The sequence below is a fragment of the Amycolatopsis sp. NPDC005232 genome, from assembly GCF_040607795.1.
In the GTDB taxonomy this organism is placed as follows: Bacteria; Actinomycetota; Actinomycetes; order Mycobacteriales; family Pseudonocardiaceae; genus Amycolatopsis.
This window is the reverse complement of sequence record NZ_JBEXHL010000026.1, coordinates 1-21,672: the sequence shown is the minus strand read 5'-3', so window position 1 is coordinate 21,672 and position 21,672 is coordinate 1. Positions and strand designations below refer to the sequence as shown.

The following is a 21,672-nucleotide window of genomic DNA, read 5'->3' as shown; positions in this document are numbered from 1 at the left end:
ACAATCTGCGTATCCCGGAGGTTTTGTGACCACGATCGGCTTCATCTACCCCGACCACGCGGCCGAGGACGACTACCCGCTCGCCGAGCAGCTGCTCGGCGGGTCGGACGCCGACGAAGGCGACATCCGGCTGCCGGTTGAGCACATCTACGGCACCGACCTGCACGCCGTGCCGGAGCTGCTCGACCTCGGCAGCGAGGCTCGCCTCTCCGACGGCGCCGCCCAGCTCGCCAAGCACGAGCCCGACGCCGTGATCTGGGCCTGCACCTCCGGCAGCTTCGTGTATGGCTGGGACGGGGCGCGCGACCAGGCCGACCGCCTCTCCGCGGTGGCAGGGGTCCCGGCATCGAGCACGTCGTTCGCCTTCGTGCACGCGGCGCAGGCCCTCGGCGTGAAGCGCGTCGCGGTGGCCGCGAGCTATCCCGACGACGTGGCGCGCCTGTTCGTGGACTTCCTCGCCGCCGGCGGCGTCGAGGTACTCACGATGGCGAGCGCGGGCATCGACACCGCCGCCGAGGTCGGCCGGCTCGAGCCCGAGGCCGTGGTGCGCCTGGCCGTGGCGAACAACCACCCCGAGGCCGACGCCGTGCTCGTGCCGGACACCGCGATGCGCACACTCGGCGAGATCAACACCATCGAGATCGCGCTGGGCAAGCCCGTGCTCACGGCGAACCAGGTGACGATCTGGGAAGGCCTGCGGCTCACCGGCACCACGCGCCTGGTGCGTTCGCTGGGCGCGTTGTTCCGGGTGAGGAGCTGAACCGTGGTCGTCCTGCCCGACATCGAACCGGTCAGCCGGGAGTCGACCGCCGCCGTGATCGCGCGCCAGCTGCGCGACGCGATCATGACCGGCGCGCTGCCTCCCGGCACCCAGCTCGGCGAGACCGACCTCGCGTCCCGGTTCCAGGTCTCGCGCGGCCCGCTGCGCGAGGCGATGCAGCATCTCGTCTCCGAAGGACTGCTCCGCAGCGAGCGCCACCGCGGCCTGTTCGTGATCGACCTCGAGCCGAGCGACGTGTTCGACATCTACCTCGCCCGCTCGGCCGTCGAGCGCGCCGCCCTGCTGTGCGCCCTGCGCGGCGACCGCGAGCTCATCGCGGCCTCGCTGGAGCAGTCCGTGGCCGACATGGCCGCCGCCGCGAACGACGACGACCCCACCGCGCTCTCCGCCGCCGACCTCGCCTTCCACGAGGCCCTCATCAACGCCTCCGGCAGCAAACGCCTCGTGCGCATGGCCCGCACCCTCCTCATCGAGACGCGCATGTGCCTGACGCTGCTGCAGAGCACCGAGCAGGGCGTGGAAGACCGCGTGGACGAACACACGCGCATCATCGACGCCCTGCGCACCGGCGACGCGGACGCGGCCCTGCACCTGCTGGACGCGCACATGGAGGACGCGATCGGCCGGCTGGTGCCGGGGACGAGCCTGAAGGAAGGCGAAGCGCCGGCTCCCGTGTGACCGTGACCACGAGCCGCGACCGCGACCGCGCAGGCGCGGCAACGCCGGCCGAAGACCGCGCCACACCCGTTCAGTCATCGGACCGCGTCCCCAGCACCGGCTGGCCGCCGAGGCCGTCGCGGTAGGACGGGGACCACGGGAAGCGGCCGGCTTCGTCGGCGTGGACGAGTTGCAGGGCTTGGATGTCGTGGCCGTACAGGGAAACCGCGACCGACAGGTGCGCCGACGGTGACGTGAGGGCGACGACCTCGACGGAAGGCAAGCCCCGCAAGGAAAAGATCTCGCCGGGCTGCGGTGGGCCGGAGTCGAAGGAGCGTTCGGCGGCGGCCCCCAGCAGCAGGATGGACGGGTGCGGCGGCAGGCCGGTGACCACGAGCTCCGGCAGGCCGTGGGCCGTCAGGCCGACGGTGTAGGCCCAGGGCGGCCGGGGACCCGTGCCCAGCACGCCCTGGACGCACCAGCCGTACTCCTGGATCCGCTCGAGGACCTCCGCCAGGTAACGCTCCCCGGGTCTGGCCGTGTTTTCGCGGTCCTCACACTGCTCGCACATCGGTGCTCCCCCTCGTTCGACGAAACCGGTCCGGCGGGAGCCGGTCGGTCGAGGAAAAGTGAAGCGGGGAGCACCGACGAAAAATCAGCGGAGCGCTTCGGCCACCGCCGTGCCGAGGCGAGTTGTGGTAGCGGTGCCGCCGAGGTCGGGGGTGAGCTCGGCGCCGGCCGTGAGCACCTCGTCGACGGACGTGCGGATCGCTTGCGCGGCAACGGTTTCGCCCAGGTGTTCGAGCAGCATCGCGCCCGCCAGGATCTGGGCCACCGGGTTGGCGATGCCCTGGCCGGCGATGTCCGGAGCGCTCCCGTGGACCGCTTCGAACATCGACGGAAACTCACCCGATGGGTTGATGTTTCCGGACGGCGCCATGCCCAGTCCGCCCGTGACGGCGGCCGCCAGGTCGCTCAGGATGTCGCCGAAGAGGTTCGACCCGACGACCACGTCGAGCCGGTCCGGCGCCTGAACCATGCGCGCTGCCAACGCATCCACGTGCATCTGTCCACTTTCGACGTCCGGGTACTTCGCCGCGACCTCGGCGAAGATCTCGTCCCAGAACGGCATCGAGTGGATCAGCCCGTTGGACTTCGTCGCCGACGTCACGCGAGAAGAACGCGTACGCGCCAGCTCGAACGCATACCGGATGATCCGTTCCACCCCGACCCGTGTGAACACGGATTCCTGCAGCACGAACTCGTCCGGCCGCCCGGAGTTGTGCCGTCCGCCGATCGCCGAGTACTCCCCCTCGGAGTTCTCGCGGACGATCACCATCTCCAGCTCGTCGGCCGTCCGCCCCGAAAGCACCGACGTGGTGCCCGGCAGCAGCCGCACCGGCCGCAGGTTCACGTACTGCTGGAACGCGCGCCGCAGCGGGATCAGCAAGCCCCACAACGAAATGTGGTCCGGTACGCCGGGGAACCCGACGGCACCCAGCAGGATGCCGTCGAACGCCGCCAGCTGCGCCACGCCGTCGTCCGGCATCATCGAGCCGGTCTGGGTGTAGCGCTCGCAGCTCCAGTCGAACTCGGTCCACAACAAGGAAAAGCCATGCCGAGCAGCGGCGGCGTCCAGGACCTTGCGCGCCTCGACCGTGACGTCGACGCCGATCCCGTCGCCCGGGATGCTCGCGATGCGGTACTCGCTCACAGGCTCACCGCGATGTACTTGGTCTCGAGGAACTCCTCGATGCCGACCGTGCCACCCTCACGCCCGAGCCCCGACTGCTTGATGCCGCCGAACGGCGCCGCCGGGTTCGACACGATGCCCTGGTTCAGCCCGATCATCCCGGCCTCGAGCCGCTCCGACACGCGCAGCGCCCGCTTCACGTCGCTGGTGAACAGGTACGACACCAGGCCGTACTCCGTGTCGTTGGCCTTCGCGATCGCCTCGTCCTCGGTGTCGAACTGGGTGATCGGCGCGACCGGCCCGAAGATCTCCTCCGACGCCATCCGCGCGTCGACCGGCACGTCCGTGAGCACCGTGGCCTGGTAGAAGTGGCCGGGCCCGTCCACGGTCGCGCCGCCGGTGAGCACCCGCGCGCCGCGGTCGGTGGCATCCTTGACCAGTTCGGTCACTTTCCGCACGGCGGCCTCGTCGATCAGCGGCCCGACCACCACGCCTTCTTCGGTGCCGCGGCCCATCGCCAGCGCCTGCATGCGCTCGGTCAGCCGTCGCGAAAACTCGTCGGCCACGCCGCGCTGCACGTAGAAGCGGTTCGCCGCGGTGCACGCCTCGCCGATGTTGCGCATCTTCGCCTGCATCGCGCCTTCGACGGCGGCGTCGAGGTCCGCGTCGTCGAAGACCAGGAACGGCGCGTTGCCACCCAGCTCCATCGACGTGCGCAGCACCTTCTCCGCGCACTGCTCCAGCAGCTTGCGCCCCACCGCGGTCGACCCCGTGAACGACAGCTTGCGCGCACGTCCGTCGCGGATCAGCGGCTCCATCACGCCACCCGCGTCGGTGGTCGTGACGACGTTCAGCACACCCTCGGGCAGCCCCGCCTCGGCCAGGATCGACGCCAGCGCGAGCATCGACAACGGCGTCTGCGCGGCCGGCTTGATCACCATCGTGCAGCCGGCGGCCACGGCCGGGCCGATCTTGCGCGTGCCCATCGCCATCGGGAAGTTCCACGGCGTGATCAGCAACGTCGGGCCCACGGGCTGCTTGGTGATGAGGAAGCGGCCGACGCCGTTGGGCGCCGTCGCGTACCCGCCGTCGATGCGCACGGCCTCCTCGGCGAACCAGCGGAAGAACTCGGCGGCGTAGGTGATCTCGCCGGCAGCCTCGGCCAGCGGCTTGCCCATCTCGAGGGTCATCAGCAGCGCCAGCTCGTCGCGGCGCTCGATCAGCTTGTCGTAGGCCCGGCGAAGGATCTCGCCTCGTTCACGGGGTGCGACGGCGGCCCAGCCGGCCTGCGCCGCGACGGCCGCGTCGAGGGCCGCCATGCCGTCCTCGGCGCCGGCGTCGGCCACCTCGCACAGGGCGGTGCCGGTGGACGGGTCCTGCACCTCGAAGGTCTTCCCGCTCTTCGCAGGCACCCACTTGCCGCCGACGAAGAGTTCCTTGTCGACCGCGCCGACGACGCCGGCTTCAGTGATCGCGCTCATCCAGCTTGCTCCTCCGTGTTGTCCCGAGGCCATGCTATGGATATTGTCAACAATCGACAACAGCTACAGGGCTTTCCCCGCAACCTCACACCAAGAACCAGGAGCGCCGCATGGCCGAGCTTTCCCCGCTGCTCAAGCAGGCAACTCCCGTCGTGGTCGACCACGGTGAAGGGGTGTACCTCTACGACGTCGACGGGAAACGTCACCTCGACTTCACTGCGGGGATCGGCGTGACCAGTACCGGCCACTGCCACCCACGCGTCGTCGAGGCCGCGCGCGACCAGATCGGCAAGCTCATCCACGGCCAGTACACGACCGTGATGCACAAGCCGTTGCTGGAGCTCACCCGCCGCCTCGGCGAGGTGCTGCCGACGGGTCTCGACTCGCTCTTCTACGCCAACTCCGGCAGTGAAGCCGTCGAAGCCGGGCTGCGCCTCGCGCGCCAGGCGACCAAGCGCCCCAACGTGATCGTCTTCCAGGGCGGCTTCCACGGCCGCACGGTCGCGGCGGCCACCATGACCACGTCCGGCACCCGGTTCAGCACCGGCATCGGCCCGCTGATGGGCGGCGTGCACGTGGCCCCGTTCCCCTACGCCTTCCACTACGGCTGGGACGAGCAGACCGCCACGAAGTTCGCGCTGCGCGAGCTCGACTACCTGTTCCAGACCGTTTCCGCGCCGAGCGAGACGGCCGCGTTCTTCGTCGAGCCCGTGCTCGGCGAGGGCGGCTACGTGCCGGCCAACAGCGAGTTCATGGCCGGTCTGCGCGAGCGCGCCGACCGCCACGGCATCGTGCTCGTGGTCGACGAGGTGCAGGCCGGGTTCGGCCGCACCGGCAAGTTCTGGGGCCACGACCACTTCGGCATCACACCCGACGTCGTGCTCATCGCGAAGGGCCTCGCGAGCGGCTTCCCGCTCTCGGGCATCGCCGCTTCGCACGAGCTGATGACGAAGGCGTACCCGGGTTCGCAGGGCGGCACGTACGGCGGCAACGCGGTTTCGTGCGCCGCGGCGATCGCGACGCTCGACGTGATCCGCGACGAGAAGCTGGTGGAGAACGCCGCCGAGCGCGGCCGTCAGCTGCTCGAAGGCGCGCGGCTGATCGCGGACAAGACGCCGGCGATCGGCGACGTCCGCGGCCTCGGCTTGCTCGTGGGCACCGAGTTCACGACCGCCGGCGGCGAGCCGGACGGCGCGACGGCCGCGGCGGCCCAGCAGCTGGCGTCGAAGAGCGGCCTGCTGCTGCTCACCTGCGGCGCCTACTCGAACGTGGTCCGCATGGTCCCGCCGCTCGTCGTGAACGCCGAGCAGGTCGACGACGCACTGAAGATCTGGGGCGACGTGGTCGCCTCCGTCACCGCGGGGAGCTGAGGAATGGCGCGCTACATCACGATCAAGCTCGACAAGCGCGGCGTCTCCTGCCGCGCGCGGCTGCTCGACGCCGAGGCGCCGCGCACCTGCCAGGCCGTGTGGGACGCGCTGCCGCAGAGCGGTTCGGCCTACCACGCGAAGTACGCGCGCAACGAGGTCTACACGCTCGTGCCGCCCTTCGCGAACCCCAAGCCGGGCCGCGAAAACCCGACGATCACGCCGATCCCGGGCGACGTCGTGTACTTCGGGTTCGAGGCGTGGGAGATCGGCAACCCCGCGTACGGCTACGACGACGGCAGCGAGGCCCACGGCGACCAGGGCGCCACGGACCTCGCGATCTTCTACGGGCGCAACAACCTCCTGATCAACGGCGACGCCGGCTGGGTGCCGGGCAACGTGTTCGCCACGATCGAAGAGGGCCTGGCCGACATGGCGGCGGCCGCGCAGGACCTGTGGCTGCGCGGCGTCGAAGGCGAGACGCTCACGTACGCACGCTCGGAGTAGGACCCCCAGCGAAGGCCTCCGCGTCCGGTGTCCGGACGGGCGCGGAGGCCTTCGTCGTCCCCCAGCACCCCCGGCTCAGCCGGGGCCGTTGACGTAGTTCTCGTACAGCGCCGTCCACACGTCGAGGTCGGCGAGCTCGTCGGCCAGGCACCGGCCTTCTTCGGTGAGCGCGAACCGCGTGTCCGGCGCCGGGCGCTCATCCCACGAACCGGTCCCCCGGACGAGCCCTTCCGCGGCGAGCACCCGCAGCACCCGGGCGAGCCAGTGACGCGACAGTCGGGTGCGCCTGCGCAGTTCGGTGAAGCCCGTCTCACCCTCGGTGAGCACGTCGATCACCTCGACCGCCTTGCGGTAGCCGGTCACGTGCAGCGGTCCGGGCACGGCACACCTCCTTCGCCCGCGACGCTAAAGCGGTCGGGCACAAGGAACTCGGGCCGTTGACGAAGCTTTGACGCGGCCGCCGCGGGCGTTGACACCACGCCTCCGTCACCCGGGCGTGTGAACCTCCGAGACTCACCATTCGTGGCAGCCCCATCACCGGTTCGGGTAACGACGACGCCCGGTTGCCGCAACGGCAGTCTGCTACCCAGAGTGATCAACTGAGCTCGCGGCTACCTACGGTGGCCGTCCGTCCACAATGGCACCCCGCCGAAGAACACGAAAGCCTTACGCGTTTACGGTGGGAAGATTCGTGACGCCCACCCCAGTCGGCGAATGGCTTTTTGACACCACGCCAGGGCGGTGAAAATCTTCGTTCGCTCCTCGCGAGAGCACAACTGAACACAAATCAGAACAAGGAGCCCCTCAATGCACACGTTCATCCAGCACGCGCACCACGGCCACGACCTGATCACGGGTCTGCTCGCCCACCTGGCGCACGTGCTCGGCTGGCTTGTCTGATCTGGCAGCAAGGTTTCACCGGGGGCCGGCCTGTTGGCGCGGGCCGGTCCCCTCGGTCACCCCTTCTCCGAAACACCAGTTCCGAATCACCCGCCACGCCGTGCGCAACGGCGTGGCACAGTGTTCTTTCCGGCCATTTTTCGGCGGCTCGCGGGGCGTCGCCGAAATGGGTCGTTTTTTCATTTCCAGGTGAACGGGACGGGGCACCGGGGCCACCGGTCGCCGCAGGGGCGCGAACGGTCCCTTCGCGGCACCCCTCCCGCCAACGTGAAGAAGTTTCATAGCGAGCCCTCCACGCGACGTACTACGCTTCGGTAACCAGGCACCGGCGCGTGAGGGAGTGGCAGCTGATGGGTACCGTCGCGGCACGGCTGGCGGACATCGTCGGGGCGGAGAACCTGCTGGTCGGCGACGCGATCTCCGACGACTACGCCCACGACGAAGCGCTGAGCGTGCAGCAGCAGAAGCCCGCGTACGTCGCGAAGCCGCACAGCGCCGAGGAAGTCGCGGAGCTGCTGAAGGCCGCGACTGAAGCCGGGCTGCCCGTGACCGCGCGGGGCTCCGGCACCGGGCTCTCCGCAGCCGCGCGACCCGTCGAAGGCGGCCTGCTCGTGTCGTTCGAGCGGATGAACGCCGTCCTCGAAATCGACACCGTGAACCACGTCGCCGTGGTGCAGCCGGGCGTCACGCTGGCGGAGCTGGACCAGCGCACGGCCGAGGCGAACCTGACCTACCCCGTGTACCCCGGGGAGCTCAGCGCGAGCATCGGCGGCAACGTCGGCACCAACGCGGGCGGCATGCGCGCGATCAAGTACGGCGTGACCCGCAGCAACGTCCTGGGCCTGCAGGCCGTGCTGCCCACCGGCGAGATCATCCGCACGGGCGGGCGCACGTCGAAGATCTCCACGGGCTACGACCTCACGCAGCTGATCGTCGGCTCGGAGGGCACGCTCGCGCTCGCCACCGAGGTCACCGTGAAGCTGCACCCGCGGCTGCCCCACGGCGCCACCGTGCTCGCGCCGTTCGACGACTTCGACCAGGTGATGGCCGCGGTGCCGAAGATCGTGACGAGCGGGCTCGCACCGCACATCCTCGAGTACATCGACAACCTCACGATGGCCGCGATCGTCTACAACGAGAAGCTGGAGCTCGGCGTCCCCGACGCGATCCGCGACAAGGTGCAGGCGTACCTGGTGGTGGCGCTGGAAAACCGCGACACCGGCCGGCTGGGCGAGGACGTCGAGACGCTCGGCGAACTTCTGGGCGAACTCGGCGCGATCGACGTGTACGTACTCGAAGGCGGCTCCGCGCGCAAGCTCATCGAAGCGCGGGAAAAGGCGTTCTGGTCGGCCAAATCCGCGGGCGCCGACGACGTGATCGACGTGGTCGTGCCGCGCTCGTCGATGTCGCCATTCCTCACCAAGGCACGCGAGCTGGCGCTGGCCGCGGGCGCCGGCGCGATCGGCTGCGGGCACGCCGGCGACGGCAACGTCCACCTCGCGATCTTCTGCAAGGACCCCGAGGTGCGCTCGAAGCTCCTCACCGACATCTTCACCTGCGCCATGGACCTCGGCGGCGCGATCTCCGGCGAGCACGGCCTCGGCCGCACGAAAACCAAGTACCACAAGGAACTCGAAGACCCGGCGAAGCTCGAGCTGCTGCGGCGGATCAAGCAGGGGTTCGACCCCGCCGGCATCCTCAATCCCGGTGTCCTCTTCTCCTGAGCCCTGAGTGACCCAGAAAGTGAGCAGCATGAACGGCGCCCAATCCCTGATCCGCACCCTCGTCGACGCCGGGGTGGAGGTCTGCTTCTCGAACCCCGGCACGTCGGAGATGCACTTCGTCGCCGCGCTCGACTCCGTGCCGGAGATGCGCGGGGTGCTCGGGCTGTTCGAGGGCGTGGTGACCGGCGCGGCCGACGGCTACGCGCGCATTGCCGAGAAGCCCGCCGCGACCCTGCTGCACCTCGGCCCGGGCCTCGGCAACGGGCTCGCGAACCTGCACAACGCGCGCCGCGCGCACACGCCGGTGGTCAACGTCGTCGGCGACCACGCGACCTACCACAAGCAGTACGACGCGCCGCTCGAGTCGGACATCGACGCGCTAGCGGGTTCGCTCGAAGGCTGGGTACGCCGCTCTTCGCACACGAAGGACGTCGGTGCCGACGCAGCGGCGGCCGTCGCGGCTTCGCAGGACGCTCCGGGCCGGGTGGCCACGCTGATCCTGCCCGCCGATTCGTCGTGGGGCGAAGGCGGCGAGACGTGCGCGCCGATCCCGCCCCGCGCGCCGCAGTCCGTGGACGCGACCACGGTGAAGAACATCGCCGAGGTGCTGCGCAGCGGTGAATCGGTGGCGCTGCTCATCGGCGGTCCCGCCTGCCGCGAGGCCGGGCTGCTGGCCACCAGCCGCATCGCCGCCGCGACGGGCGCGAAGGCGCTGATCGAAACCTTCCCGGCGCGCCTCGAACGCGGCGCGGGCCTGCCGAACATCGAGCGCCTCGGGTACCTGTCCGAGCAGGCGATGTACCAGCTCGACGGCGTGAAGCACCTGATCGTGGCCGGCACGCGGGCGCCGGTGTCGTTCTTCGCCTACCCCGGCAAGCCGAGCGTGCTCGTGCCCGAGGGCGCGAAGGTCCACGTGCTGGCGGAGGTCGGGCAGGACGTGGCCGCCGCGCTGAGCGACGTCGCCGCGATCGTCGCCGCCGAGGTCGAGCCGGTGCTGCAGGAGGCTTCGCGTCCGAAGTTGCCGAGCGGTCCGCTGACGGCGCAGAACTGGGTCGAGGTGATCGGCGCGCTGCTGCCTGAGCAGGCGATCATCGCCGACGAGGCCAACACGTCCGGCCTGCTGCTGCCCGGGGCCACGGCGGGCGCCCCGCGCCACGACGTGCTGACGCTGACCGGCGGCGCGATCGGCTACGGCATGCCGGTGGCCACGGGCGCCGCGATCGCCGCGCCGTCGCGTCCGGTGATCAATCTCCAGTCCGACGGCAGCGCGATGTACACGATCTCCGCGCTGTGGACGCAGGCGCGCGAAAACCTCGACGTCACCACGGTCATCCTCAACAACCACGCCTACGCGATCCTGCGCATGGAGCTGCAGCGCGTGGGCGCGGCGTCGGACGGCCCGAAGGCCAAGGAACTGCTCGACCTCAGCCGGCCCGACATGGACTTCGCGAAGATGGCCGAGGGCATGGGCGTGCCCGCCACGCGCGCGACCACGGCGGAGGAACTGGCCGAGCAGTTCAGCCGGGCGCTGGCGGAGCCGGGGCCGCACCTGATCGATGCCGCGGTGGCGCCGCTGCTCTAGTTTCGCTAGACCGCGGCGGGTTCCCGTGCGGCCGTCTTCGCGCGCACCCGGGGCACGAGGGCCGTGAGGCCCAGCCCGATCACCGCGGCGAGGGCCGCCACGGCGAACGTCGTGCGGAAGCCCGTGAGCGAAGGGACCGTCAGCGCGCCGACGGTGATGGTCAGGTTGGCGAGCAGCGTGGCCATCACGGCGCTCGACGTCGAAGTGCCGACGGAACGCATGAGGGCGTTGAGGCCGTTGGCGGAAGCCGTTTCCGTCACCGGCACCGAACCCATGATGAGCGCGGGCATGGCGGCGTACGCGATGCCGACGCCTGCGCCGATGATCACGGACGCGGTGATGAGCTCGATGATGTTGTCCATCAGCAGGATCGCGAAGACGTAACCGAGGGCGATCACGACGGATCCGGTCATGAGGGTGACGCGCGCGCCGTGGCGGTTGGTCAGGCGCGCGGAGACGGGTGAGAGCGCCATCATGACCAGGCCGTTGGGCGCGAGGCAGAGGCCGGCCTGGACCATCGTCTGGCCGAGCCCGTAGCCGGTGGCCGACGGTGCCTGCAGCAGCTGCGGGAACGACAAAGCCATGGCATACATGGAAAACCCGACGAGGATCGACGCCAGGTTCGTGAACAGCACCGGCCGCCGCGCCGACACGCGCAGGTCGACGAGCGGGTCACGGCGGCGCAGCTGGTACCAGCCCCACGCCAGCAGCACGACGATCGCCGCCGCGGCGGTGGCCAGCGTGCCCGCGCTGCCCCAGCCCCATTCGGCGCCCTTGACGATCGGCAGCAGCAAGCACGTGAGGCCCACGACCAGGCCCAGCGCGCCCACGTAGTCGAACGGCGCGGGCGTGCGCACAGGCGATTCGCCGACGTAGCGCAGGATCAGGGCCGCGCAGATCACGCCGAGGCCCGCGGAACTCCAGAAAAGCACGTGCCAGTCGGCGTTCTGCGCCACGACGGCCGCCAGCGGCAGCCCGATCGCACCGCCGACGCCGAGCGTCGCGCTCATCAATGCGATTGCCCCGCTCACCTTCTCCGGCGCCAGCTCGTCACGCATGATGCTGATCCCCAATGGGATCACGCCCATCGCGCACCCCTGCAATCCCCGGCCGACGACCATCAGCGCGAGCTCGCTGGTGAGTGCCGAAACGACCGAGCCGACGACCAGCACGGCCAGGCTCGCGAGCAGCACGCGCCGCTTGCCGTAGAGGTCACCGAGCCGCCCCGCGACGGGCGTGATGATCGCGCCCGCCAGCAACGTCACCGTGACCACCCACGCCGCGTCGGTCGGGGATGCGTTGAGCAGCTTCGGAAACGCCGGGATCAGCGGCACCACCAATGTCTGCATGAAAGAAGCGACGAGGCCGCACGAAGCGAGCACCGGGACGATCGCTCGTCCGCTTGTCTGAGCCACGTTGCGCCCCCGGTTTAGTCGTACGCGGTACCGGAAGGGACGCTACCGCTTAGACCGGCCTTGCCGGGAGGTACGTGATTGATCCGACTTAGCGGACTGGGCTGAATGGAGCAGTCAAATCGGGCGCGAGCTCGACGGCGCCCGTCCGATTTCGGGCGGGAGCGCGCGGTACTGTGTCGACGGGCCGGGGGAGCGCCCGGAACGACCGAGGCGACGGGGGCCAGTAGGTGGGGATTTTCGACAAGATCCGCGGCGAGTTCATCGACATCATCGAGTGGACCGACGACAGTCGTGACACGATCGTGTGGCGCTTCCCGCGCTACGAGAACGAGATCAAGATGGGCGCCAAGCTCACCGTCCGTGAATCGCAGGCCGCGGTCTTCATCAACGAGGGCCAGGTCGCCGACGCCTACGCGCCGGGCATGCACACGCTGCAGACGCAGAACATGCCGATCATGTCGACTCTCAAGGGCTGGAAGTACGGGTTCAACTCGCCGTTCAAGGCCGAGGTCTACTTCGTCAACACCCGGCAGTTCACCGACCTCAAGTGGGGCACGCAGAACCCGATCATCCTGCGCGACCCGGAGTTCGGCATGGTCCGGCTCCGTGCGTTCGGCGGGTACGCCGTGCGCGTGATCGAGCCGGTCGCGCTGCTCAGGGAGCTCGCGGGCACCGACCCGCAGTTCCGCACCGAGGAGGTCTCCGAGTACCTCCGGCAGATGATCATCGGCAAGCTCGGCCCCGCCATCGCCGCGGCCAAGGTGCCGATGCTCGACCTGGTCACCCAGCAGGACCGGATCGGCGGCGCGATCGCCAACGCGCTCAACCTCGAACTGCACGCCAACGGCATCGAGATCTCGAAGTTCATCATCGAGAACATCTCGGTCCCGCCCGAGGTCGAGGCCGCGATGGACAAGCGGACCCAGATGGGCGTGGTCGGTGATCTCGACCAGTACACGAAGTTCCAGTCCGCCAACGCGATCGAAGCGGCCGCGAACAACCAGGGCGGCGCGGGTGAAGGCCTGGGCATCGGCCTCGGCATGGCGCTCGGCCAGCGGGCCGCGGGGCCGCAGGGCGCGCCGCAGCAGTACCAACAGCCCCAGTACCAGCAGCAGCCGCAGCAGTATCAGCAGCAGCCGCCGTCCGCGCCGACGCCGCAGATGCCGCCGCCGCTGCCGCAGTCCGAGCAGTGGTTCCTCGGGGCGAACGGTCAGCAGCTCGGCCCGTTCGACCGGAGCCAGCTCGGGCACCAGATCTCGTCAGGCACGCTGACCCGGGAGACCCTCGTGTGGAAGTCCGGGATGCCGCAATGGACACCGGCCGCACAGGTGCCGGAGGTCTCGCCGCTGTTCGGCGCGACCCCACCGCCGCTGCCGCCGCAGTCCTGAGCCGTCCCGACTCGTCCCGCGGAGGGGCCGCCATGACCAACCCGAACTACCCGCACCACGGCCCGATGCCGAGCGGACCCATGCCCGGAAGCCCAACGCCGGGCGGTGCCATGCCCGGCGGACCCACGTCTGGTGGCCCGATGCCGAGCGGACCGATGCCGGGGGCACCCATGCCCGGAAGCCCGATGCCCAGCGGCCCGATGCCGGGCGGTGCCATGCCCGGCGGACCCATGCCTGGTGGCCCGATGCCGGGCGCACCCATGCCCGGCGGTCCCCTGCAGTCCGGTCCGCCACCCGCGTTCGCGCCGGCGAACACGGCCGCGACCACCTACCCGTGCGGCGGCTGCGGTGCCCGCTTGGAGTTCGCGCCGGGGTCGACCTCGATGCAGTGCCCGTATTGCGGGTACCGCCAGGAGATCACGGCCGGCGACCGGCAGATCCGCGAGATCGCGTTCGCCGACCTGACCGACCTGGCCCGCAAACCGGTTGCCACGATCGGCCAGTACGTCTTCAAGTGCCAGCGCTGCGGCGCCACCACCGAGACGAACGAAACAGCCAGTCTGTGCCAGTTCTGCGGTGCCCCCTTGGTGATCGACGCGCACGCGTCCGGGCAGCTCGTGCCCGAAGGCGTGCTGCCGTTCCAGTTCGACAAGGGCGCGGTGAGCACGCACCTGAAGAAGTGGACGAATTCGCGCTGGTTCGCGCCCAACGCGCTGAAGAAGATCGGCACCGCCGAGTCCACCAAGAGCACCTACATCCCGCACTGGACCTACGATTCGCAGACGGACACCGTCTACTCCGGACAGCGCGGCGAGCACTACTGGGTCACCGAGACCTACTACGACAACGGGCAGCAGAAGACCCGGCGGGTACGGCACACGCGCTGGTATCCGGCGGGCGGCCGGGTGGGCCGGTTCTTCGACGACGTGCTGGTGCCGGGCAGCACCCAGCTGCCGTCGAAGGAACTCGACAAGCTCGCGCCGTGGCCGCTGGAGCAGGCCGAGCCGTACCAGCCGCAGTTCCTCGCCGGGCATTTCGCGCTGCGCTACGACATCGAGGCCGAATCCGGCTTCGAGGAAGCCAAACGCCGCATGACGCCGGTCATCGAGGACGACTGCCGCCACGACATCGGCGGCGACGAGCAGCGCGTGCAGTCGATGAACACGCAGCACCGCGACGTCACCTTCAAACTGATGCTGCTCCCGGTCTGGGTCGCCACCTACGTCTACGCCGGCAAGAACTGGCGGATCCTCGTCAACGGCCGCACCGGCGAAGTCCAGGGCGAACGGCCCTACAGTAAGGCGAAGATCGCCATCGCGGCCCTCATCGCGCTGATCGTCATCGCCGCGATCGTCTACTTCGTCGCGATCCGCGGCCACAGCACCGGATCAACGCATTCGTCGACCACCAACTCGACCAGCCACCACACCACGGTCACGCACCACCATTGACGCGGTCGCGCCGTGAACTCAGCTCGCGGGGCGGTTGATCCAGGTGCGAACACCACGGTGGCCGGAGCAAGTGCCAGAGCGGTGCTTGCTGTAGCTGTACTGGCCGTCGTTGCAGATGGCCGTTGCACCTGCGGGGTTGGAGGACGGGCGGTGTACGCAGACGCCGGAGGAGTTGCGGTAGTAGTCGGCACTGCAGGCGGCCGAGTTGGTTTTCGGCGGTGCGGCGGTGGTTTTCGGAGTGGTTTTGGCTTTCGCCGTGGTTTTCGGAGTCGCCGCCTTTGAGGCAGTGGTTTCCGGCGCGACGTAAGCCGGCACCGAAGTGGTCGAAACGGGCGATTCGGTCGTCGGCGTTGCGGAAGTCGTTGCCGGCGAAGAGGAAGTGCTCGGCAGCAAAGCCGTGGTGACCGGCGGCACGACACCACCGCTTCCGGTCGGCGCCGGCGTCGCCCCGCAGCCCGCGACCAGCAGTCCGGCGGCCAGCACCATTCCCAGTTTTCGCAACACCCTGTGCCTCCTCGGAAAAAAGACTGTGCGCCGCCTTGTCGAGGAATAGCCGCACCGCGTTACATTCGTGAACAAATACGTAGAAGGGTGCGAAATCCGTTGCCGGGCAACGAAGTTCGGCCGGCGCCTTTTCCGGCTTGTCACGCCACCGTTTCCGCGAGGAAGATGTGCGCGTGCGAAAACGAGCGGTGGTGGCCGGGGGCGGCGTTGTCGGGCTGACGACGGGGCTCGCGCTCCGGCGGGCGGGGTTCGAAACCCTGGTGTGCGAACAGGAATCCGAGATCCGCGGCGTCGGCGCCGCGCTGGGGCTGTGGGCCAACGCGCTCGCGGTGTTCGACCGGCTGGGTGTGGGTGGTGACATCCGCGCGGCCGGCGTGCCGAGCGCGATCCGCTACCAGGACCCGGCCGGGCAGGTCATGGACGAGTACTACGGCGACCTCGCCGACGTCGACTACCTCATGGTCACGCGCCAGCGCCTCAACGAGCTGCTCGCCGCCGCGCTGACCACAGACGACCTGACCACTGCCGAGCTGCGCACCGGCGCCCGCGTCACCGGCTACCGGGACCACGACGGCGGCGTGACCGTGGAGTTCGCCGACGGTTCCACCGAGGAAGCCGACCTCCTCGTCGGCGCCGACGGCGTGTACTCGCGCGTCCGCGAGCAGCTCTCCCCCGGTTCGGCCGCGCAGGAGTACCCGGGCCACCTGGCGTGGCGCGGGATCGTCGCCGAGAGCGCGATCCCCGAAATCACCGTGGAACGCTTTGTCGTCGGCCGCGAACGCACCCGCGGCGGCGTGGTCCGCAGCGGCGGCGGCACGGCGTTCTGGGTCCTCGCGCAGCTGGGCGCGCCGCCCACCACGCGTTCCGCGAAGGAGGAAGCCCTCGCCCGCGTCGACCACCTCTACGACGGTGGCTGGCCGTTCCCCCTGCGTGAAGCCATCGAGGCGACGCCGGAGGACCGCGTGGTCAGCAACCGCGTGATGGCGCTGCCCCTGCAGTCCCGCTGGGTCTCCGCCCACGTCGCCCTCGCCGGCGACTCCGCGCACGCCGTCTCCCCGCACATCACTTCCGGCGCATCTCTGGGCATCGAGGACGCGCTGGTTCTCGCAGATCACCTGACGGACGCGGACGTGCCGGCGGCGTTGCAGGCGTACGAAGCCGACCGGCTCCCGCGCTACGCCGAGGTGTACCGCTGGGTCGACGCAGTCGCAGCGGCGGCCGACGAACCGCACCTCTACACCAAGGAGTTCTTCGACTTCGTGAGGTGGATGCTCGGCCGATGAGTTTTCGGGCGCCCGCCGGTCAGTACGGGCACACCGAAAACGAACGGAGACCCCCGTGCGCTGGCACCTCATGATGTCGCTCGACGGCTTCGCCGCCGGCCCCGGCCACTCGATGGACTGGATGTCCGGCACCAAAGTCAGCCCCGGCACCCACCACGACGCCATCGCCACCCTCGGCGCCGTCCTGGGCGGCCGCCGCGGCTACGACGCCCTCGCGCAACGCTTCCCCAGCCAGGCCGGCCGGCAGCCGTACGGCGGCGAGTGGACCGGCCCGGTGTTCGTGCTGACCCACCACCCCGACGACGCGATCCCGGACGCCGGCATCACCTTCCTCGACTGCGACCTGGCCGAGGCCGTCGAGATCGGGCTGGCCGCCGCGAAGGGCAAAGACCTGGAGATCCACAGCCAGGACATCGCCCGCCAATGCCTGGAACTCGGCCTGATCGACGAGTTCCGCGTCCACCTGGCCCCCGTGATGCTCGGCTCGGGCGTGCGCCTGTTCGACAGCCCGGGCACGGCGCCCGTCCGCTGGGCCCGCATCCACGACGGTGATCCGGCGCTGGCGGTGGATCTTCGGTACCGCCCGGTGAGGTGAGCCCGCGCATCCGCCTGTTCGATAACGGCTAATCTCGTCCATCGTGTCCGATTGGCTTCGCTACACCCTCATCGCCGTTCTTGTTCTCGCGGGTGTGGCGGTTCTCGCGCGCCGACGTTCAGTACGGACCGCGCTGGTGGATTTCGCCGAGTTCCTCGTCCCGTCCCTCAGCCGACGACGTGGCCGGATCGCACTGTCGGTGGTCGCGTGGTTGATCATCGGGCTCGCGGTCGCCGCGGTGACTTTCGGCGGTCTTCTCTGGTTTCTCGGCTGGCCGCGGTTGCCGGGCACGTCCGCGTTCGGCGTCGACCAGTTCCTCGACCTCACGAAGATCGCCCTGTCCGTGGTCGCGGGATTCGGCGGCGTGGTGCTGCTCGCGGTCAATTACCGCAAGCAGCGGGTGACCGAGGACGAGCACCAACTCGCCGTCGAGAAGGACGAACGGGAGACGGTCCAGCGGTTCAACGAACGCCTCGGCAAAGCGGCCGAGCAGCTGGCGCACGAGAGCCCAGCCGTACGCTTGACCGCCGTCTACTCCCTCGCCGGCCTGGCCGACGACTGGATCGACAAACGCCAGGTGTGCGTGGACGTCCTGTGCGGGTATCTGCGTCTTGAACCGGAGGAGGTCTCACCCGGCGAAACCGAGGTACGGCAAGCAATCCTGCGGGTGTTCCGCGAGCGACTCAGTCCCCGCGGCGTGTGGCGACAGCACGAACTCACCTTCGACTTCACCGAGGTCAGGTTCCACAACGCCGACTTCTCGGACCTGGAGTTCGCCGGCTCGGCGGTGTTCGACCGGGCGGAGTTCCGCGGCGAGCTCACCACGTTCAAGCGAACCGGCTTCGCCGGCAAGCTCAGCTGCCACGGCACCTTGTTCAAATCGGACCGATCGACGTTCGAGTTCGCGCAGTTCCACGAAGGTGCCGAGTTCGTCGGCGCCGAGTTCACGGGCCGGGAGCTGGACTGTTCCGGCTGGCGCGTCGGCCGCCGCCCCATCGACTTCTACCGCTGCCGGTTCCTGGGTGAACTGGTGGACTTCTCCGGGATGTTTCTCCTGCCAGGCGATGTCCGGTTCGAGAAGACCGAGTTCACCGACGCCCGCCTCGACTTCGACTCGATCGAGGATCCGTGGTCCGAAAAGGAACGCAGGCCGCGGCTCGTCTTCGAAGACGTGCGGTTCACGCGGTGCCGCTGGGCCATCACTCCGTACAAGGCCCACGAGCGGATGATCTGGCTGATCGACTGCGTGCTCGACACGGTCGACCTCGCGATCGATGACCATGGTCTCTCCCGGCCCCGCCTGAACGTCCACAACGTCGAGCTCCGAGGCGGCACCACGTTGCCCGAAGCCTACGTTCGTCACTGGCCTTCCGCGTAACGCTCACGAATCCCCCGGACACCACCCGTCCGACGTCCGCCCCGCCGCCATCCCGCAGAAGCCCTGCAACCCCCGAACCACCTCGCCGCCCTCGACGCGCAGGACCGAGACGGGCTTGGCTTCCGGGACGTGGCGGCCGATGTCGCCGCCGTAGTCGATGGTGCCGGTGACGCCTTCGATGTACTTGTTGGTCTGGCGGTCGTCGGGGCGGGAGGTGTGGATGGCGGTGATCTCGCGCCACACCGCGCCCGGCGTCACGGGGATGTCGGCGGACGTCTCGCGCAAATACGCCGTCGCCGTGATCATCACCAGCGCGGCGTCGTAGGACAGGGCGGCGTGGCCGTCGAAGGAGCGGCCGCGTTCTGTTTGCTCGAACGGGAACAGCGTGCGGTCCAGCGTGGTGTAGAAGTCGCGCGCCAGGCCTTGCGGGTCGGTTGCCGGTTCGCTGGCGAAGGACAGGTAGTAGTACGGCAGCGCGCGGTTCTGCTCGCGCGCCACCTGGTCGGCGACGTACCGGGACACGTCGTCGTCGCCGAGGATCGTGGCGGTGCTGCCGCATTGGGCTGCGCCGGTGGCGAAGTCGCCGAAGTCCGGGACGCCGCGGCCGGCGAAGAGGACGAAGCCGTTGTAGGAGCACGTGTCCCGGCCGGCCGCGGCGGCGTTGCCGACGAGGCGTTCACCGTAGCGATCATGCGAAGAAGGCGCCTGCTGCCCGCCGTCCGGGGAGAACGCCCGGGCCTCGACCGAAAATCCCTTGTCCGCGAAGGACTTCATGACGTCGTCGCGCAGGTTGGTGCTGTAGGTGTCGGAATCGTCGTCCGAGTAGTACACGCGCACCACTCGCGGGCCTGGACGGGTGGCAGCGAAAGCAGCGGCCACCGCCGCCTCGCGACGGTTCTGCGGCGCCACCTGGAAGTACACCGGGTTCTGGTCGGCGAGCCCGTCGGCCGACAGCGTCGAGGCCACCACCGGCAGCCCCGCGTCGCCGAGTGCGCGGATGGTCTGCTGCGTCGGCAGGCTGCTCATGTCCAGCCCCACCACGCCGACGATGCTGCGGTCCTGCTCGGCCATCCGGCTCAGCTGCCGCGCGACGGCCACGCCCTGCCGCATCCCGAGCCCGCCGTTGGCCGCGAGCACGCGCACGATCGGCTCGGCCGTCGCCGTCGCGGTGAGCTGCCGAAGCTGCGCGACCGCGACGCCTTCCAGCGATTCGCGTTCCGCCGTGAGACCTTCGGGCGTGCCGTTGGACGACGTCAGCGCTTCAAGGTCGACGAGCGTGATGTACGGCCGTTCCGGATACGCGTCGTGCAGCTCGGCCGCGCGCCGGTTCTGGTCCGTGATCACGGAAAGCACCTGCCGGATCGTGTCGTCGGCGGGCTGGAACACCGAGAACGAGCCGTCGGAGATCCCCACGCACTCGGTGCCCGTCCACGTGAGCCACTCGCTCGACGTGCCGCAGTGGCTGGTCCGGTAGTCCTGGTACCGCACGCCGACGAAACTCGCCACCAGCGCGACGATCACCAGCGGCACCCCCAGCCGCATCCACCGCGTCCCCCACCACGGCGGCCTCGACTGACGGCGCCGCAACACATACGTGTCCCCCAGCGACTGCAAGTGCTTGCGCGCCCTGCTCCGCTGCTCGGGCGTGCCGGGGTCGAGGCCGATCGGCAGGTACCACGCGGCGGCGTCGCGGGCGCGGCGGTCGCGGAGCAGCTCGTGCTGCCACGAGCGGTAGGCGTCGCCCGCGTCCGCCGCGGTCCACCGTGGACGGTCCTGGCTCGGCCGGTCCTCCGGCGGCGGCGCGTCGCTCGTGCTGACCACCAGCAGCGGGTCGAACAGGCCCGTCTGGTTGCGCACGTCGTTGATGAGCTCCAGCAGCCGGTAGCCGCCGTTGGTGGTGGTGACGTGGTCGAGCAGCAGCACCGGGTACGTCATGCGCCGGCGCCGGAAGAACTGCAGCCGGTAGCCGCGGCGCAGGTCTTCGAGGAACGCGTTGACCAGCAGCCGCGCGACGAACTCCGGCGACTCCTGCTGCCACTCGCCGTCGGTGAGGCGCACCGCGAAGCGCACGAAGCTGCCCGACATCTCCGGCGCGAGGTGCGGCTGGCGCAGGAACCAGCGGTACCGCCCGGAAAGCAGCGGCACGCGGCCCGTGACGGCGAGCCGAAACGTCGCCATCGTCAGCAACCGCAGCACCAGCAACGGGTACTTCCACGCGTCGTTGGAGGGCACCAGCTCCTTGCCGACGTTCTCGATCGCCGAGCGGAACCGCACCAGCAGGCCGTTGTCCTGCAGCTTCCGCAGCAACGTCCGCTCCGGCGGATCCGACGCGGGCAGCTTCTCGGCCATCAGCTGCACGACGAGCGTGAACAGCCCGAACCTGAGGCCGGAACCCCGCGAACGCGGGCTGCGCAGCAGTTCGGTGCGCGCCTCCCACAGGATGTCGTGGATCGCGTGGACGCTCGCCGCGGTCGCGGGGCCTTCGGTGTCTTTGCGCTGGTCAAGCGGGAGGTACGCGTAGCGCACGCCGCCGCTGGGCCGCGCCGTGCTCAACCGCCGCTTGAACTCTTCGAGCACACCCTCGGCCGGACCCACCAGGCAAACCATCGGCAAACCCTTGCGGCCCGCGCGTTCCTGCTGGTAGCCGGGCTCCCACTCGACGTTCGCCGAGTGCAACGACCGCGGCAGATCCCCCATCCGCGGCCGTTGGTACAGCGCGCCGACGAGCTTCACCAGCTTGTCGGACCCCGCGAACGCGAGCGGGTCCTCACGCTCCTCGATGGGCGTCGTCGTGGTCTGGTCCATGAACCAGTTTCACATGCGACGAGCGGGAGGGCTCCCGGCATTTCTGCCGACACAGCAGCGAATGGCCTAGAGCGTGTCTGACAATGCCTTGGTCCAGGTGATCACGGCATGGAGGACAACTGCGGATCGGTAAACGATGGCGAGCTTGTCGTAGCGAGTGG

At 69.6% G+C, this 21,672-nt stretch carries 18 protein-coding genes; 11 read left to right on the top strand and 7 right to left on the bottom strand.

Features of this window, described 5'->3' with window-relative positions; all coding sequences use genetic code 11:
- The first annotated feature begins 25 nt into the window (after positions 1-25).
- Both ABZU76_RS36065 and ABZU76_RS36060 read left to right on the top strand, forming a co-directional pair.
- Complete coding sequence (locus ABZU76_RS36065; RefSeq protein WP_354877942.1) at positions 26-760, top strand: maleate cis-trans isomerase; 735 nt, start codon at positions 26-28, stop codon at positions 758-760.
- A 3-nt stretch (positions 761-763) separates the two neighbouring features.
- Positions 764-1,459, top strand: coding sequence for a GntR family transcriptional regulator (locus ABZU76_RS36060; RefSeq protein ID WP_354877940.1), 696 nt, complete (start codon positions 764-766; stop codon positions 1,457-1,459).
- 70 nt (positions 1,460-1,529) lie between these two features.
- Here ABZU76_RS36060 and ABZU76_RS36055 read toward each other — a convergent pair whose 3' ends face one another.
- The 3 genes from ABZU76_RS36055 to ABZU76_RS36045 all read right to left on the bottom strand — a co-directional run bounded on the left by ABZU76_RS36055 (position 1,530) and on the right by ABZU76_RS36045 (position 4,612).
- Positions 1,530-2,009 (bottom strand): DUF4262 domain-containing protein, encoded by a 480-nt coding sequence (locus tag ABZU76_RS36055; RefSeq protein ID WP_354877937.1) that lies wholly within the window; start codon positions 2,007-2,009, stop codon positions 1,530-1,532.
- Between the two features lie 84 nt (positions 2,010-2,093).
- Positions 2,094-3,152 (bottom strand): tartrate dehydrogenase, encoded by a 1,059-nt coding sequence (locus ABZU76_RS36050; protein WP_354877934.1) that lies wholly within the window; start codon positions 3,150-3,152, stop codon positions 2,094-2,096.
- Positions 3,149-4,612: an NAD-dependent succinate-semialdehyde dehydrogenase gene (locus ABZU76_RS36045; protein ID WP_354877931.1), complete on the bottom strand. Its 1,464-nt coding sequence runs from the start codon at positions 4,610-4,612 to the stop codon at positions 3,149-3,151. Before ABZU76_RS36045 ends, ABZU76_RS36050 begins: the two co-directional genes overlap by 4 nt.
- A gap of 110 nt (positions 4,613-4,722) precedes the next feature.
- On the opposite strand from ABZU76_RS36045, the gene ABZU76_RS36040 reads away from it, so the two are divergent.
- Both ABZU76_RS36040 and ABZU76_RS36035 read left to right on the top strand, forming a co-directional pair.
- Positions 4,723-5,982, top strand: a complete 1,260-nt coding sequence (locus ABZU76_RS36040; RefSeq protein WP_354877928.1) for an aminotransferase class III-fold pyridoxal phosphate-dependent enzyme — start codon at positions 4,723-4,725, stop codon at positions 5,980-5,982.
- A gap of 3 nt (positions 5,983-5,985) precedes the next feature.
- The gene (locus tag ABZU76_RS36035) at positions 5,986-6,486 is read left to right on the top strand and encodes a DUF3830 family protein (protein WP_220243949.1); all 501 of its coding nucleotides are present in this window, start codon (positions 5,986-5,988) and stop codon (positions 6,484-6,486) included.
- A 75-nt stretch (positions 6,487-6,561) separates the two neighbouring features.
- Here ABZU76_RS36035 and ABZU76_RS36030 read toward each other — a convergent pair whose 3' ends face one another.
- On the bottom strand, positions 6,562-6,867 hold the full coding sequence (locus ABZU76_RS36030) for a winged helix-turn-helix transcriptional regulator (RefSeq protein ID WP_220243950.1): 306 nt from the start codon (positions 6,865-6,867) through the stop codon (positions 6,562-6,564).
- 869 nt (positions 6,868-7,736) lie between these two features.
- On the opposite strand from ABZU76_RS36030, the gene ABZU76_RS36025 reads away from it, so the two are divergent.
- On the top strand, positions 7,737-9,110 hold the full coding sequence (locus ABZU76_RS36025; protein WP_354877924.1) for an FAD-binding oxidoreductase: 1,374 nt from the start codon (positions 7,737-7,739) through the stop codon (positions 9,108-9,110).
- Positions 9,111-9,138: 28 nt separating this feature from the next.
- Positions 9,139-10,692: an acetolactate synthase large subunit gene (locus tag ABZU76_RS36020; protein ID WP_354877921.1), complete on the top strand. Its 1,554-nt coding sequence runs from the start codon at positions 9,139-9,141 to the stop codon at positions 10,690-10,692.
- Between the two features lie 5 nt (positions 10,693-10,697).
- On the opposite strand, the gene ABZU76_RS36015 is transcribed toward ABZU76_RS36020, so the two are convergent.
- A complete protein-coding gene (locus ABZU76_RS36015) occupies positions 10,698-12,107 on the bottom strand; it encodes an MFS transporter (RefSeq protein ID WP_354877917.1) in 1,410 nt (469 codons plus the stop codon).
- A 227-nt stretch (positions 12,108-12,334) separates the two neighbouring features.
- On the opposite strand from ABZU76_RS36015, the gene ABZU76_RS36010 reads away from it, so the two are divergent.
- Positions 12,335-13,495 (top strand): SPFH domain-containing protein, encoded by a 1,161-nt coding sequence (locus ABZU76_RS36010; RefSeq protein WP_354877914.1) that lies wholly within the window; start codon positions 12,335-12,337, stop codon positions 13,493-13,495.
- Between the two features lie 245 nt (positions 13,496-13,740).
- A complete protein-coding gene (locus tag ABZU76_RS36005) occupies positions 13,741-14,946 on the top strand; it encodes a hypothetical protein (RefSeq protein ID WP_354877911.1) in 1,206 nt (401 codons plus the stop codon).
- Between the two features lie 18 nt (positions 14,947-14,964).
- On the opposite strand, the gene ABZU76_RS36000 is transcribed toward ABZU76_RS36005, so the two are convergent.
- Positions 14,965-15,450 (bottom strand): DUF3761 domain-containing protein, encoded by a 486-nt coding sequence (locus ABZU76_RS36000; protein ID WP_354877908.1) that lies wholly within the window; start codon positions 15,448-15,450, stop codon positions 14,965-14,967.
- 173 nt (positions 15,451-15,623) lie between these two features.
- Here ABZU76_RS36000 and ABZU76_RS35995 point away from each other — a divergent pair, with 173 nt between their 5' ends.
- From ABZU76_RS35995 to ABZU76_RS35985, 3 genes are read left to right on the top strand one after another with little or no spacing between them, the layout of a single operon-like run.
- Positions 15,624-16,733, top strand: a complete 1,110-nt coding sequence (locus ABZU76_RS35995) for an FAD-dependent monooxygenase (RefSeq protein ID WP_354877905.1) — start codon at positions 15,624-15,626, stop codon at positions 16,731-16,733.
- A 55-nt stretch (positions 16,734-16,788) separates the two neighbouring features.
- On the top strand, positions 16,789-17,328 hold the full coding sequence (locus tag ABZU76_RS35990) for a dihydrofolate reductase family protein (protein WP_354877902.1): 540 nt from the start codon (positions 16,789-16,791) through the stop codon (positions 17,326-17,328).
- A 43-nt stretch (positions 17,329-17,371) separates the two neighbouring features.
- The gene (locus ABZU76_RS35985) at positions 17,372-18,706 is read left to right on the top strand and encodes a hypothetical protein (protein ID WP_354877899.1); all 1,335 of its coding nucleotides are present in this window, start codon (positions 17,372-17,374) and stop codon (positions 18,704-18,706) included.
- A 3-nt stretch (positions 18,707-18,709) separates the two neighbouring features.
- On the opposite strand, the gene ABZU76_RS35980 is transcribed toward ABZU76_RS35985, so the two are convergent.
- The gene (locus ABZU76_RS35980) at positions 18,710-21,511 is read right to left on the bottom strand and encodes a hypothetical protein (protein ID WP_354877896.1); all 2,802 of its coding nucleotides are present in this window, start codon (positions 21,509-21,511) and stop codon (positions 18,710-18,712) included.
- Between the last annotated feature and the right edge of the window lie 161 nt (positions 21,512-21,672).